A 13,351-nucleotide genomic window follows, 5' to 3' on the forward strand; every position below is an offset into this window, starting at 1 on the left:
GTCAGGCGGGCCAGGCGTCGGCGACGGCGCGGCGTACGTCGCCGAGCAACTGCGGCAGGGCCTTGGTCCTGGCGATGATCGGGAAGAAGTTCGAATCCGTCGCCCAGCGCGGCACGACGTGCTGGTGCAGGTGGCCCTCGACTCCGGCCCCGGCGACCTGACCCTGGTTCATGCCGATGTTGAAACCGTCGCAGTGCGACACCTCGCGCAGCACGCGCATCGCCGTCTGGGTCAGCGCGCCGATCTCGGCGACCTCTTCCGGCGTCGCGAGGTCGTAGGTCGAGATGTGACGGTAGGGGCACACCAGCAGATGGCCCGAGTTGTAGGGGAACAGGTTGAGCAGCACATAGGCCGTCTCACCGCGCGCGACGATCAGCCCGTCCTCGTCGGACTTGAGCGGCGCAGCATCGAAGGGGCACTCATCGCGCAACGGCTGGGGACCCGCCTGGATGTAGGCCATCCGGTGCGGGGTCCACAACCGCTGGAACTCGTCGGGCACGCCCGCGAGCTCCGACGCCGCGACCAGTCCGTCGATCTGCTCGCCCGAGGCGGGTTCGGTCACGGCAGGTCTTCCGCGGTGTCGACGAGGGTCTTGGCCTCGATCGACGACACGATCCGATCGATGGCCTCGTCGACGGGGATGCTGTTGAGCTGGGTGCCGTCACGGAAACGGAACGAGACGGTCGCGCCCTCCCGGTCCTGAGCGCCGGCGATCAACTGCAGCGGGACCTTCTGCGTGGTGTGGGTGCGGATCTTCTTCTGCATCCGGTCGGAGCTGTCGTCGAGCTCCGCCCGCACGCCCTTCGCGCGGAGGCGCACGATGATCTCCGAGAGGTAATCGGCGAACTCGTCGGCGACGGGGATGCCCATGACCTGCACGGGCGCCAGCCAGACGGGGAACGCGCCCGCGTAGTGCTCGAGCAGGATGGCGAAGAACCGCTCGATGGATCCGAACAGGGCGCGGTGGATCATGATCGGGCGCTTCTTCTGCCCGTCGCGATCGGTGTACTCGAGTTCGAACCGCTCGGGCAGGTTCACGTCGACCTGCACCGTGGACAGCTGCCAGGTGCGACCGATCGCGTCCTTCGTCTTCAGGTCGATCTTCGGCCCGTAGAAGGCGGCCTCACCGGGCACCTCGGTCACCTTGAGACCGCTCGCGTGCGCGACGTTTCGCAGGGCGTTGGTGGAGTACTCCCAGAACTCGTCGCTGCCGATCCACTTCGACTTCTCGTTGTCGCGCATCGACAGCTCGAGCTCGAAGTCGTCGAGACCGAAGTCCCGCAGCATCGAGATGACGAACTCCAGTACCCGGGTGGTCTCCTCCTCGAGCTGCTCGGGGGTGACGAAGAGGTGGGAGTCGTCCTGGGTGAAGCCGCGGACGCGGGTGAGGCCGTGGAGGGCCCCCGACAGCTCGTTACGGTAGACCGTGCCGTTCTCGGCCAGCCGCATCGGCAGGTCGCGGTAGCTGCGCGCACGTTCCTTGAAGATCAGGATGTGCATCGGGCAGTTCATGGGCTTGAGGTAGTAGTCGGTACCCGCGCGGGTGATCTCGCCCTCGGCGTCGCGCTCCTCGTCGAGCGGGATCGGGGGGAACATCCCCTCCTTGTACGTGACGAGGTGGTTCGACTGCAGGAACAGATCCTGCTTGGCGATGTGCGGGGTGTACACGTAGGTGTATCCGGCAGCGCGGTGGCGGTGCAGCGCGTGCTGCTCCATCTCCTGGCGGATCACGCCACCCTTCGGGTGCCAGACGGACAGCCCCGACCCGATCTCCTCGGGGAAGGAGAAGAGGTCCAACTCCTTGCCGAGCTTGCGGTGGTCGCGCTTCGCGGCCTCCTCCTGGCGCTGCTGATACGCGCGCAGTTCGTCTTTGCTCGGCCAGGCGGTGCCGTAGATGCGCTGCAGCTGAGGGTTCTTCTCACTCCCCCGCCAGTACGCACCGGCGATGCGGGTGAGGTCCCACCCGTTCCCGAGCGTGCGGGTGCTGGGCACGTGGGGTCCGCGGCAGAGGTCCTTCCACACGGTCCGGCCGGTGCGCGGGTCGACGTTGTCGTAGATCGTGAGCTCACCCGAACCGCCGACCTCCACCGACTCGTCGCTGCCCGACGCGGTCGAGGGGCCCTTGAGGTCGATCAGCTCGAGCTTGAACGGCTCGCCGGCCATCTCGGCGCGGGCCTCCTCGTCGGAGACGACCCGGCGGACGAAACGCTGCCCCTCGCGGACGATGCGCTCCATCTCCTTCTTGATCGCCTTGATGTCCTCCGGGGTGAAGGGCTCGGCGACGCTGAAGTCGTAATAGAAACCGTCCGTTATGGGCGGGCCGATGCCGAGGTTCGCCTGCGGGTTGATCCGCTGCACCGCCTGGGCGAGCACGTGGGCGGCGGAATGGCGCAGGATCGACAGTCCCTCGGGGCTCTCGATCGTGACCGGCTCGACAGCATCCGTCGATTCGACCAGCGAGGCGAGGTCGCGCAACTCTCCGTTGACGCGGAGTGCGACGACGGAGCGGTCGGGGAAGAGGGTGAATCCGTCGACGGGGTAGGACACGTCGGAAGGAAGGGCAGCGTCGGTCACGAGAATCTCCAAGGTGGCTCGGCATCCAGGCTATCTCGCGCGGGATGCCACCCCGGCGCGCGGGAGGCAGGATAGGTCCGTGAAACTCGCGATCGTCGGACTCGGCCTGCTCGTCCTCGGTGGGCTGGCCGTCGTGACGGGCGTGCTCCCCGCCGATGAGGCGGCGGCGATCGCCGATCGCGTGTGGCCCATCCTGCTGTTCGTCATCGCCGTCACGGTGGTCGCCGAGCTCGCGTCGACCGCCGGACTCTTCGACGTCGTCGGCGGATGGCTCGCGCGTCTCGCCCGCGGGCGCACCCGGGTGCTGTGGTCGCTCATCGTGGTGCTGGCCGTCGTCGCGACGGCCTTCCTCTCCCTCGACACCACCGCGGTGCTGCTGACCCCGGTGGTCATCGCGATCGCGCGGGCGCACCGTCTCGACCCGGTGCCGTTCGTGTTCGTCACCGTCGTGCTGGCCAACACCGCGTCGCTCTTCCTGCCGGTGTCCAACCTCACCAACCTGCTGGCCGCCGACGCCCTCGGCGGTCACGCGCCCCTGCCCTTCCTCGCCCTCATCGGTCCCTCCGCTCTGATCGCGGTCGCCGCCTCCGTGATCGTGCTCGCCGTCGTGTTCGTGCCACGCCTGCCCGTGACATACGCGGATGCTGCGCCCCCGAGCGTGCAGGATCGTCCCCTGCTCGTGACGGCCGGGGTCGTGGTGGCGCTCCTTCTTCCCGCCCTCGTCTCCGGCATGCCGCCCTGGATCCCGGCACTGGCGGCAGCGGTCGTGCTCGCTGTGGTGTTCGCCCGGCGCGCTCCCCGCAGCATCCGCTTCGCTCTCATTCCCTGGCAGCTCGTGCTCTTCGCCGGAGGGCTGTTCCTCGTCGTGGGAGCGGCGGAGGCGCTCGGCTCCGGGGCGTTCCTCGCCGCCCTCACCGGCGAGGGCGACGATCTGTGGTCGCTCTGGCAGGTGGCCGGGGTCGGCGCGGTCGCGGCGAACGTCGCCAACAACCTCCCCGCCTACCTCGCGCTCGAATCCACCGCCACAGACCCGCACCGTCTCGCCGCACTGCTGGTCGGGGTAAACGCCGGACCCCTCATCACGCCGTGGGCGTCGCTCGCGACGCTGCTGTGGCACGACCGGCTGCGTTCGAACGGCGTGGAGATCTCCTGGCGCACCTTCGTGCTGCTCGGTTGCGTGCTCGTGCCGGTCGTCGTGCTCGCCGCCGTCGTGCCACTCGCCCTCTGAGAGCGGGCGCGGTGGCGCCGGCATCCGTGGAATAAACCCCTGACCTGGGATGTTTCATCCAAGGACAGAGGAGAAACACATGAGAGGTGACCGAGTAGAGGTCGTCATCGATGCCGGGGGCGGGGCCGTGCGCACCTACGACATCGAAGCCACACGCGCCGGGCGGCGCATCGACATCACGAACGGCCGCGGTCTGGTCGAGGTGACCGAGGTCACCCGCGGCGGTACGCCCGTGCGCACAGCGCGCTTCATGGCCAGCCGCGTGATCGCGCTGGTCGAGCACCCGGCCGAGAGTTCCGCCGGTTCCGAAGAGATCGTGACGCTGCGCCGAGCCGCGTAGGTCGCCGTGGGATAAGCCGCGCCGCGTGAATCCATCCCTCGGCGCCCGAATCCCTGCCCGGATGCCGCCGCAGAGTGTGGACTCGGGCATCGGAGGCTGGATTCACGGAACGACGCCGCCCTGAAACACGAAAACCCCCGGTAATCCGGGGGTTTTCTCGTGGTGGGCGATACTGGGATCGAACCAGTGACCTCTTCCGTGTCAGGGAAGCGCGCTACCGCTGCGCCAATCGCCCGAGTGCTGCTGCCGGTCGGGACCGGGAGTGGAGGTGGCGACGGGATTCGAACCCGTGTAAACGGCTTTGCAGGCCGGTGCCTAGCCGCTCGGCCACGCCACCGTGTGTGGTTCGACCCACGTGTCGTGATCACCCCCCGGATTCCTCCGGAAGATGATCCTCGCACTCGAGCGGATGACGAGACTCGAACTCGCGACCCCAACCTTGGCAAGGTTGTGCGCTACCAACTGCGCTACATCCGCGTGTCCCGGGCTGCCCCGGGCACTCGTACGACTTTAGCCCATCCCGAGCCCTGCTTCAAACTCATCCGGGCTCCCGCGTGTCACGCCTCCCCCGGTGCATCCGGGCACGCAGGATCCGCTACGATCGATGAAGCCCTCCGGGGCATTTGGGCGATTGGCGCAGTTGGTAGCGCGCTTCCTTCACACGGAAGAGGTCGTCGGTTCGAGTCCGGCATCGCCCACCCTGAATTCCGCTCCGTCATCCCGAGTTTCGACCCGGTGAGCACGAGGATGCGTCAAATCGTGCAGTACGGGCACCGCCGACGCGTGTTGCAGTGCGCATGACCGACCAACGCCCCATCCTGCCGTCCGACCTGACGCTGCCACCGACCGAGCCGATCGAGATCCCGATGGATTGGGCCTCCTAGATGGCGCGCCAGCCGTAGCGCGCGTGCAGAGCATCGGCGACGCGGGAGAACTGCCGCCGATCGAGAGCGGATGCTTCTCGCCGAAGCCCCCGGACATGCACGCTGTACAGCTGCCCCACGTCGACCCACGACGGTCGCCGTTGGCTGTCCCACTCCCCCGTGCCGACGGCGACGAACTCGCGGTCGGCGTCGTGGGCGGTGCTCGTCAGGCGCACGGCGTAGACGTGCTCGGCATCCTGCGTTCCGATGACGAGCACGGGCCGATCCTTGCCGCGGCCGTCGTTCTCCTCGTACGGCACCCACGTCCAGACGATCTCCCCCGCGTCCGGGGCGCCGTCCCGATCCGGGGCGTAGGAGATGACCACGTCGCGTGCGGCGGGCGCTGAGATGCGCACGGTGCCCGTGTCATCGGTCCGGGTGACCGTGGTGCGTGTCACGGGACGGATGCTGGGGCGCACAGCACGCAGGAGTGCCGAGCCGAGCCGGCGGAGAACGCTCATGCTGTCACGCTACCCGGGCGCCCGATGTCCCCCGGCGAACGAAAGCGCCGCGGGTCGAAACCCGCGGCGCCTCCGGTGGACCTGGTGCTGAATCAGGCCTTGGAATCTGCGAGGACGTAGCCCTCTTCACCGTGCACGATGGTGTCGATGCCGGCGATCTCGTCTTCGTTCTTCACGCGGAAGCCGATCGTCTTCTCGATCGCGAAGCCGATGATGTAGGCCAGCACGAACGAGTAAATGAGGACCGCGAAGGCCGCGATGGCCTGAGCCGCGAGCTGCGTGGCGCCGCCACCCATGAACAGTCCGACGTCGGTTCCGAGGAAGCCGATGTAGAGCGTTCCGATGAGGCCACCGACGAGGTGGATGCCCACCACGTCGAGCGAGTCGTCGAAGCCGAGCTTGAACTTGAGCTCGATCGCGAGGGCGCAGACGGCACCGGCGATGAGACCGAGCACGATGGCCCAGAACGGCGTGAGCGAGGCGCAGGCCGGGGTGATCGCGACGAGACCCGCGACGGCACCGGAAGCGGCGCCGACCGAGGTGGGCTTGCCGTCCTTGATCTTCTCGACGATCAACCAGGCGAGCAGGGCTGCCGCGGGAGCGGCGATGGTGTTGACGAACGCGAGCGCGGCGACGCCGTCGGCGGCGAGCTCGGAGCCCGCGTTGAAGCCGAACCAACCGAACCACAGCAGTCCCGCACCGAGCAGGACGAACGGCGGGTTGTGGGGGACGTGCACGCCCTTCTGGAAACCGACGCGCTTGCCGAGGACGAGCGCGAGGGCCAGAGCTGCGGCACCGGCGTTGATGTGCACCGCGGTACCACCCGCGAAGTCGATCGCACCGGCGCCGATCCACTCCTGGAGGCCGTGGGTGATCCACCCGCCGTACGAGAACGAACCGTCTTCGGCGAGGCCGAAGTTGAAGACCCAGCTGGCGACCGGGAAGTAGACGATCGTGGCCCAGAGGGTCGCGAAGATCATCCACGAACCAAACTTGGCGCGGTCGGCGATCGCGCCCGAGACGAGCGCGACGGTGATGATGGCGAACGTGGCCTGGAAGGCGACGAAGGCGAGCGGCGGGTATGCGGCGCCCTCGGGCACCTCGAGCAGGCTGGCGAGGCCGAGCTCACCGGTGTCGATCGCCCAGGGAGCCTGAGTGGTGCCGACCTCGGTCGTGGGGAAGGCGACGGCGAAGCCGTACAGCACCCACAGGACGCCGATCAGGCCCATCGCGCCGAAGCTGAGCATCATCATGCTGATGACGCTCTTCGCCTTGACGAGACCGCCGTAGAAGAATGCGAGCCCAGGCGTCATCAACAGGACGAGTGCTGCGCATATCAAGAGGAATGCGGTGTTGCCTTGATCCATCTCGAAGTGACCTCTCTGCAGGGACGCAGGTGTAGCGTCGGGTTCCCCCAGTGTCGTCACCGTCGGTTACCGACGTACCCCGGAACGTGTTTCGTCGAGGTTACGTGCGCCGCTGCCCGGTAAACATCGTGTTTCGCGATGCCGCCAGATCGCACTCAAAACGACCGCGACGACGCCGTCAGGCTTGCGTCAGTGCAACCAGGCGCGACATGGCGCGCAGGTACTTCTTGCGGTAGCCGCCGCCGAGCATCTCGTCGCCGAACACCGAACTGAGCGCCGTGCCCGTGGCCAGGATGGGGATCTGCGCGTCGTAGGCCCGGTCGACGAACGCGACGAACCGCAGTGCCGCCGACTGGTCCACGAGCGTGTGCACGTCGCGCAGCCCGATCGCGGTGACGCCGTCGATCATGCGGATGTAGCGCGACGGATGCACCTGAGCCAGATGGGCGATCACGTCGTCGAAACCGTCGTCGGACGCGACACCGGCGGCGGAAGCCGTCTCGATCGCGGCCGCGTACGCAGCATCCGTCAACGTCTTCGCCTCGCCGTCGATCGCCCGCTGGCGGTAGTCGGTGCCGTCGATGCGCAACGTCTCGAAACTCGCCGACATGGCCTGGATCTCACGCAGGAAGTCCTGAGCGGCGAAGCGCCCCTCCCCGAGGGCGTTCGGCGGGGTGTTCGAGGTCGCGGCGAGGCGCGTGCCGGAGGCGACGAGCTCGCCCAGCAGCCGGGTCATCACCATGGTGTCGCCCGGGTCGTCCAGCTCGAACTCGTCGATCGCGAGCAGGTCGGAACCGCGGAACAACTCGACCGTCTTCTGGTACCCGAGGGCGCCGACGAGGGCGGTGTATTCGATGAACGACCCGAAATACTTCCGACGGGCGGGCATCGCGTGGTAGATCGCGGCGAGGAGGTGGGTCTTGCCGACGCCGAACCCGCCGTCGAGGTAGACGCCCGGTTTGGTCTCGGGCTCTTTCTTCGCGCGCCGGAACAGTCCGCCGCGAGGAGCGGATGCTGCGGGAGCGGCGAACGCCATCAAGCGGTCCTTCGCCTCCTGCTGGGAGGGGAACGCGGGATCCGAGCGATACGAGTCGAAGGTGGCGCCGTCGAACTGCGGCGGCGGCACGAGGAACGCGACCATTTCCGCACCGGTGACGGTCGGGATGCGCTCGACGAGACGCACGATCCCGGTCGTGGCGGGTGCAGCGGTCATTCCGGCCGTCCTGTGTCGCAGTCTTACGGATTCGGGGAAGGTCTGTCGCCGCCCACGTAGGGTCGGAGAGGCGGTAACCACCCTACGCCGTCGCCGCATCGTCCCCATTCGAGGAGCCAGCGTTGAGCATCGAGACCGACACCACATCCCCCAAGTTCGCCGAGTACTCCGAGCCCGGCCGGCTCGTGACGGGCGAGTGGCTCGAAGCGCGCCTCGGCCAGCCCGGCCTCGCCGTCGTCGAATCCGACGAGGACGTGCTGCTGTACGAGACCGGCCACATCCCCGGCTCGGTCAAGATCGACTGGCACACCGAGCTGAACGACCCCGTGGTGCGCGACTACATCGACGGCGCCGGTTTCGCCGAGCTGCTGGGACGCAAGGGCATCTCCCGCGACGACACGATCGTCATCTACGGCGACAAGAACAACTGGTGGGCGGCCTACGCGCTCTGGGTCTTCTCGCTCTTCGGGCACCAAGACGTGCGCCTCCTCGACGGAGGCCGTGACAAGTGGATCGCCGAGGGGCGACCGATCACCACCGATGCTCCCGCGATCGAGGCGGTCGACTACCCCGTGGTCGAGCGCGACGACACCGTGCTGCGCGCGTACAAGGAAGACGTGCTCGCCCACCTCGGCAAGCCCCTCATCGACGTGCGCTCCCCCGAGGAGTACTCGGGTGAGCGCACCACGGCTCCGGCCTACCCCGACGAGGGGGCGCTGCGCGCCGGGCACATCCCGTCCGCGCAGAACGTGCCGTGGGCCAAGGCTGTGGCCGATGACGGCGGGTTCAAGCCGCGCGCCGAACTGGAAGCGATCTACCGCGACGGCGCGGGCCTCAGCGACGGCGACCCGATCGTCGCCTACTGCCGCATCGGCGAGCGCTCCAGCCACACCTGGTTCGTGCTCAAGCACCTGCTCGGATTCGAGGACGTCCGCAACTACGACGGATCGTGGACCGAGTGGGGTAGCGCCGTGCGCGTGCCCATCGTCACGGGCGCCGAACCGGGCGACGCCCCCGCGCGCTGAGCCGGCCGCCTGCCCAGCAGGGCGTGGGAGGATGGCAGGGATGACCGAGACCGTTCTTCCCGCGTCCCTCGCCGAGATCCGCGAGGACTTCCTGGCTCTTCCCGAACCCGAGCGCCTGCAGCTGCTCCTGGAGTTCTCGCAAGAGCTGCCGGCCATGCCCGCCCGCTTCGACGGTCACCCCGAGATGTGCGAGCGGGTCGCCGAGTGCCAGTCGCCGGTGTACATCGTGGTCGAGGTCGATGCGGAAGACCGTGTCGCGATGCACGCGACGGCGCCCGCCGAAGCACCCACGACACGTGGCTTCGCCAGCATCCTGGCTCAGGGCATCACCGGACTCACCGTCGATGAGGTCCTGGCGATCCCCGACGACTTCCCGCAGAGCATCGGTCTCATGCGCGCGGTCAGTCCCCTGCGCATCGCGGGGATGACGGGGATGCTGATGCGCGCCAAGCGTCAGGTGCGCGCCCGCAGCGGAGTCTGAACGTGCGCGTCGTCGAGGTGCTCCCCGCCACGGGGGCGTCCTACGACCTCGCGACCCCGGCGGGCAAGGCGGCGATCGCCGAACTGTACGCCCTCGAGGGCGACTACGTGCGCCTGAACATGATCACGACGCTCACCGGCGCGGCCTCCGGCTCGGACGGAACCAGCGAGACGCTCAGCAGCCGCGTCGACCGAGCCATCCTCGGGGTGATCCGCTCGCTCGCCGATGTCGTCATCGTCGGCGCGCAGACCGTGCGCGTGGAGGGCTACCTGATGCCGCGGGCGACGCGTCTCGCCGTCGTCACCGCCACCGGAGACCTCGGCGGGCACCGCCTGGGCGACGGTGAGGGAGTGCTCCTGGTGTGTCCCGCCGATCACGCCGACGCCGTGCGGGAGCGGGCGGACCTGCCGAAGGCCGAGGTCGTCCCCGTCCCCGGGAGCGGCGACCTGGAACCCGCGGCCATCGTCGCCGCGCTCGGCGAGCGGGGCCTCGGCCGTATCGTCAACGAAGGCGGTCCGCGCCTCGCCGGGCTCTTCGCCACGGCGGGTGCGATCGACGAGTACTGCGTGACGGTCGCCCCGGTGCTCAGCCCAGCGCAGCATCCGTTCCTGACGCTGCCTTCCGGCACCGGCCCGCACACCGCACCGGTGGGCCTGCTCGTCGACGATGCCGCGTTCAGCTACCTGCGGCTGCGTCCTCGTTCGTGAAGCCGTGCCGGCGCAGCCAGTCGGTGATGCTGTTCGTCCAGCGGTCCTGGTCGTAGTTCCACAACTTCGTGTGCCGCGCCACGGCGAAGGTCTCGAGCTGCACGAGATCCGGACGCGCGGCGGCGAGTTCGTGCGAGGCGTCGGAGGGGACGAAGCCGTCGTCGTCGCTGTGGAGGATGAGGATCGGATGCTGCAACTCGGCCGCGCGGGCGACACCGTCGAGCCGGTCGAAGGGGATGCCGTGCCCGGTGCGCGCCATCGACGACGCCCACTCGGATTCCAGCGTGCCGATCGCCAGCTGCGTGACGGGAGCGGGAAGGTGCAGCTGCCGCGCCTGATAGTCGAGCACGACCCGCCAGTCCACCACCGGGGAGTCGAGGATCATGCCGACGAGCACGTCCTGGTGGGGTGAGGACAGTTCGACCTGCAGTGCGATCGCACCGCCCATCGACCAGCCCATGACGAGCACCCGCCGTGCACCGGCGCGCCGGGCGTACCCGATCGCCGCGTCGACGTCCCGCCACTCCGTCGCCCCGAGCGCATAGGTTCCGGTTCGGCTGCGGGGGGCGTCGCCGTCGTTCCGATACGACACGAGGAGCGAGGTGATGCCGAGCGAATGGAAGAGCGCGACGGAGCGGAGCGCCTCGGCGCGGGTGGAGCCGCGCCCGTGCACCTGCACCACCCAGACGTCGGTCTCGCGGGCGGCCGGGAACACCCACGCCGGGCACGGACCGACGGACGCTCCGATGAGCTCGGTACGGAAGGGGACGGCGACCTCTTCGGGTCGATCGAAATACCAGCCGCTGAACGCAGCATCCGGGGCCAACTGCTCGCCCGCGCCGATCTGCGTGAGCAGCTTGCGCTTCACGGTGGTGTCATCGAGCGACATCACCGGACCCAGCTTCACGTAGGCGCGCGTGCCGGTGGTGAACAGGCCGTAGCGTCCAGGCAGCTCGGTGTCGGGCGTGCGCGACAGGGTGATCGTCTGGGCGGCGGTGTCGAGCGAAACGATGCGCGTGTCGGGCACCCGCGAAGACGGAGTCACCACGCGCCGGGCCATGCGCACCGAGATGGCGCCGAGGGCCGTGACCGCAGCGCCCAGAGCGACGCTGCTGAGGGCCAGGGCGGTTCGCAGCGCACCCGCATACGCGGGGGTGACGCCCCTCGGGGCGGCGCGCCTGGAGCCGTTCATGGTGGGCTCACTCTAGTCTGTCGGAGTGACCGACGTTCGTCCTCCCGAAGCGCTGACGCCGTTCGCGCGGGCCGTCGACGAGCTGCGGGCCACCCCCTTCCGAGACGACCTCGTGGTGCGGGAAATCGCCGCACCGAACGGGCTCGCGCCGGAAGCACTCGCGCTGGCCGCCGACGTCCGCCCCGACGAGACAGGGATCGATTCCCCGTACGGCATCGGCCGGTTCATCCTGCTGTACGACCCCGAGGAGCCCGACCCCTGGGGCGCGCCCTGGCGCATCGTCTGCTTCGCGCAGGCCCCTCTCGAGACCGAGATCGGCTCGGATCCTCTCCTGGCCGACGTCGCCTGGTCCTGGCTGGTCGACGCCCTCGCCTCGCGGGGTGCCGCGCACCACTCGGCGTCGGGCACCGCCACCAAGACGCTGTCGAAAGGCTTCGGCTCGCTCGCATCCCAGGGCGACGGGGCCCAGATCGAACTGCGCGCCTCCTGGTCGCCCGAGGGCCCGATCGGACCGCACGTCGAAGCGTGGGCCGAACTCGTCTGCATGCTCGCAGGACTCCCACCGGGCACCGAGGGAATTGCCGTCCTGGGAAGTCGAAGGGCCACGCGTGACTGATCACCCCGCCACCGAATACACCGTGATCGTGGACGACACCGCGCTCGCCGAGGCCGTCGCCACTCTGGCCGCGGCCGAAGGGCCGGTCGCCGTTGACGTGGAACGGGCCTCGGGTTTCCGCTATTCGCAGCGCGCCTACTTGATCCAGGTCTTCCGTCGAGGCGCCGGGGTCTTCCTGTTCGACCCCTCGACCATCAGCGACTTCGCTCCGCTGCAGGAGGCCATCGGCGACGCGGAATGGGTGTTCCACGCCGCGAGCCAGGATCTGCCCTCGCTGCGCGAGCGCTCGCTCGAGCCCCCGCGCATCTTCGACACCGAGTTGGCCGCGCGCCTGCTCGGTCACGAGCGCGTCGGTCTCGGCGCGGTGGTGGAGACGACGCTCGGGATCACCCTGGCGAAGGAGCACTCAGCCTCGGACTGGTCGACGCGTCCGCTCCCCCAGTCCTGGCTGGAGTATGCGGCGCTCGACGTGGAGCATCTCGTGGACGTGCGCGACGCCCTCGCCGCGCAACTCGTCGAGCAGGACAAGGTCGAGATCGCCGCTCAGGAGTTCGCCGCCGTGCTGGAGCGGCTGCCGAAGCCGCCGCGGGAAGACCCCTGGCGCCGGCTCAGCGGGTTGCACACCGTGCGCGGTCGCCGCTCGCTCGCCGTGGCGCGTTCGCTCTGGCAAGCGCGCGAGGACTTCGCCCGCGAGCAGGACATCTCTCCGGGTCGACTGGTGCCCGACCGCTCCCTCGTGGCCGCCGTGATCGCGGACCCGCCCACCAAGCAGGCTCTGGCCGCGGTGAAGGAGTTCAACGGTCGGGCCAGCCGCTCGCAATTGGATCGGTGGTGGAACGCGATCGTCGAAGGTCGCGCCGCAACCGAGCTCCCCAACGATCGGGTTCCCTCCGACACCCTTCCTCCCCCGCGGGCATGGGTCGATCGCAACCCCGCAGCGGACGCGCGACTGAAGGCCGCGAAGCCCGTCGTGGAGGAGCGCGCCGAGGCACTCGGCATGCCGACGGAGAACCTCATGACGCCCGAAACGCTCCGCCGCGTCGCGTGGACGCCCCCCGAGGAGATCAGCGCGGAATCGGTCGGCGAATCCCTCCTCGCGCTCGGCGCACGTCCGTGGCAGATTGAGCAGACCGCACAGCTGATCGCCGATGCCTTTGTGGATTCCGTCAACGCGCCGACCGACGAGGTCGTCGAGGAGTCGTAGGTTCGATCCAAGCGATTCGG

Annotated in this window: 13 protein-coding genes and 4 tRNA genes; 8 read left to right on the plus strand and 9 right to left on the minus strand. The window is 68.9% G+C overall.

Annotated elements, in window-relative coordinates; genetic code table 11:
- Position 1 precedes the first annotated feature (1 nt).
- Both ACFXP5_RS02160 and thrS read right to left on the minus strand, forming a co-directional pair.
- Positions 2-562 carry an HIT family protein gene (locus ACFXP5_RS02160; protein WP_394543330.1) on the minus strand — a complete coding sequence of 187 codons (561 nt, stop codon included), beginning with the start codon at positions 560-562 and terminating at the stop codon, positions 2-4.
- Positions 559-2,574 carry a threonine--tRNA ligase gene (thrS, locus tag ACFXP5_RS02165; protein ID WP_394543331.1) on the minus strand — a complete coding sequence of 672 codons (2,016 nt, stop codon included), beginning with the start codon at positions 2,572-2,574 and terminating at the stop codon, positions 559-561. The genes ACFXP5_RS02160 and thrS overlap by 4 nt, the downstream gene beginning before the upstream one ends.
- 79 nt (positions 2,575-2,653) lie before the next feature.
- On the opposite strand from thrS, the gene ACFXP5_RS02170 reads away from it, so the two are divergent.
- Together ACFXP5_RS02170 and ACFXP5_RS02175 are read left to right on the plus strand one after the other, a co-directional pair.
- Positions 2,654-3,802 carry an SLC13 family permease gene (locus ACFXP5_RS02170; protein WP_394543332.1) on the plus strand — a complete coding sequence of 383 codons (1,149 nt, stop codon included), beginning with the start codon at positions 2,654-2,656 and terminating at the stop codon, positions 3,800-3,802.
- 79 nt (positions 3,803-3,881) lie between these two features.
- Positions 3,882-4,142, plus strand: coding sequence for a hypothetical protein (locus ACFXP5_RS02175; protein ID WP_394526609.1), 261 nt, complete (start codon positions 3,882-3,884; stop codon positions 4,140-4,142).
- A 160-nt stretch (positions 4,143-4,302) separates the two neighbouring features.
- Here ACFXP5_RS02175 and ACFXP5_RS02180 read toward each other — a convergent pair.
- The 3 genes from ACFXP5_RS02180 to ACFXP5_RS02190 form a co-directional block, all read right to left on the minus strand.
- A tRNA-Val gene (locus ACFXP5_RS02180) sits at positions 4,303-4,377 on the minus strand.
- Between the two features lie 28 nt (positions 4,378-4,405).
- A tRNA-Cys gene (locus tag ACFXP5_RS02185) sits at positions 4,406-4,479 on the minus strand.
- Positions 4,480-4,546: 67 nt separating this feature from the next.
- Positions 4,547-4,619 (minus strand) — tRNA-Gly (locus tag ACFXP5_RS02190).
- Positions 4,620-4,767: 148 nt separating this feature from the next.
- Between ACFXP5_RS02190 and ACFXP5_RS02195 the strand changes: the two genes are divergently transcribed.
- Positions 4,768-4,840 (plus strand) — tRNA-Val (locus ACFXP5_RS02195).
- A 182-nt stretch (positions 4,841-5,022) separates the two neighbouring features.
- Here ACFXP5_RS02195 and ACFXP5_RS02200 read toward each other — a convergent pair.
- The 3 genes from ACFXP5_RS02200 to zapE all read right to left on the minus strand — a co-directional run bounded on the left by ACFXP5_RS02200 (position 5,023) and on the right by zapE (position 8,106).
- Complete coding sequence (locus tag ACFXP5_RS02200; protein ID WP_394543333.1) at positions 5,023-5,526, minus strand: type II toxin-antitoxin system PemK/MazF family toxin; 504 nt, start codon at positions 5,524-5,526, stop codon at positions 5,023-5,025.
- Between the two features lie 92 nt (positions 5,527-5,618).
- Complete coding sequence (locus ACFXP5_RS02205; RefSeq protein ID WP_394526612.1) at positions 5,619-6,893, minus strand: ammonium transporter; 1,275 nt, start codon at positions 6,891-6,893, stop codon at positions 5,619-5,621.
- 178 nt (positions 6,894-7,071) lie between these two features.
- Positions 7,072-8,106 carry a cell division protein ZapE gene (zapE, locus tag ACFXP5_RS02210; RefSeq protein ID WP_394543334.1) on the minus strand — a complete coding sequence of 345 codons (1,035 nt, stop codon included), beginning with the start codon at positions 8,104-8,106 and terminating at the stop codon, positions 7,072-7,074.
- Positions 8,107-8,228: 122 nt separating this feature from the next.
- Between zapE and ACFXP5_RS02215 the strand changes: the two genes are divergently transcribed.
- The 3 genes from ACFXP5_RS02215 to ACFXP5_RS02225 are packed head-to-tail and all read left to right on the plus strand — an operon-like array spanning position 8,229 to position 10,319.
- Positions 8,229-9,131, plus strand: coding sequence for a sulfurtransferase (locus ACFXP5_RS02215; protein WP_394543335.1), 903 nt, complete (start codon positions 8,229-8,231; stop codon positions 9,129-9,131).
- Positions 9,132-9,171: 40 nt separating this feature from the next.
- Complete coding sequence (locus ACFXP5_RS02220) at positions 9,172-9,612, plus strand: SufE family protein (protein WP_394526616.1); 441 nt, start codon at positions 9,172-9,174, stop codon at positions 9,610-9,612.
- A 2-nt stretch (positions 9,613-9,614) separates the two neighbouring features.
- Positions 9,615-10,319, plus strand: a complete 705-nt coding sequence (locus ACFXP5_RS02225) for a dihydrofolate reductase family protein (protein WP_394543336.1) — start codon at positions 9,615-9,617, stop codon at positions 10,317-10,319.
- Here the strand turns inward: ACFXP5_RS02225 and ACFXP5_RS02230 are convergent.
- Positions 10,288-11,511: an alpha/beta hydrolase family protein gene (locus tag ACFXP5_RS02230; RefSeq protein ID WP_394543337.1), complete on the minus strand. Its 1,224-nt coding sequence runs from the start codon at positions 11,509-11,511 to the stop codon at positions 10,288-10,290. The two genes, ACFXP5_RS02225 and ACFXP5_RS02230, sit on opposite strands and share 32 nt — an antisense overlap.
- A gap of 25 nt (positions 11,512-11,536) precedes the next feature.
- On the opposite strand from ACFXP5_RS02230, the gene ACFXP5_RS02235 reads away from it, so the two are divergent.
- Positions 11,537-12,127, plus strand: coding sequence for a DUF3000 family protein (locus tag ACFXP5_RS02235; protein WP_394543338.1), 591 nt, complete (start codon positions 11,537-11,539; stop codon positions 12,125-12,127).
- The gene (locus ACFXP5_RS02240; protein WP_394526620.1) at positions 12,120-13,331 is read left to right on the plus strand and encodes a ribonuclease D; all 1,212 of its coding nucleotides are present in this window, start codon (positions 12,120-12,122) and stop codon (positions 13,329-13,331) included. The genes ACFXP5_RS02235 and ACFXP5_RS02240 overlap by 8 nt, the downstream gene beginning before the upstream one ends.
- The last annotated feature ends 20 nt before the right edge of the window (positions 13,332-13,351 follow it).

Source organism: Microbacterium hanjuni, from assembly GCF_043556395.1.
In the GTDB taxonomy this organism is placed as follows: Bacteria; Actinomycetota; Actinomycetes; order Actinomycetales; family Microbacteriaceae; genus Microbacterium.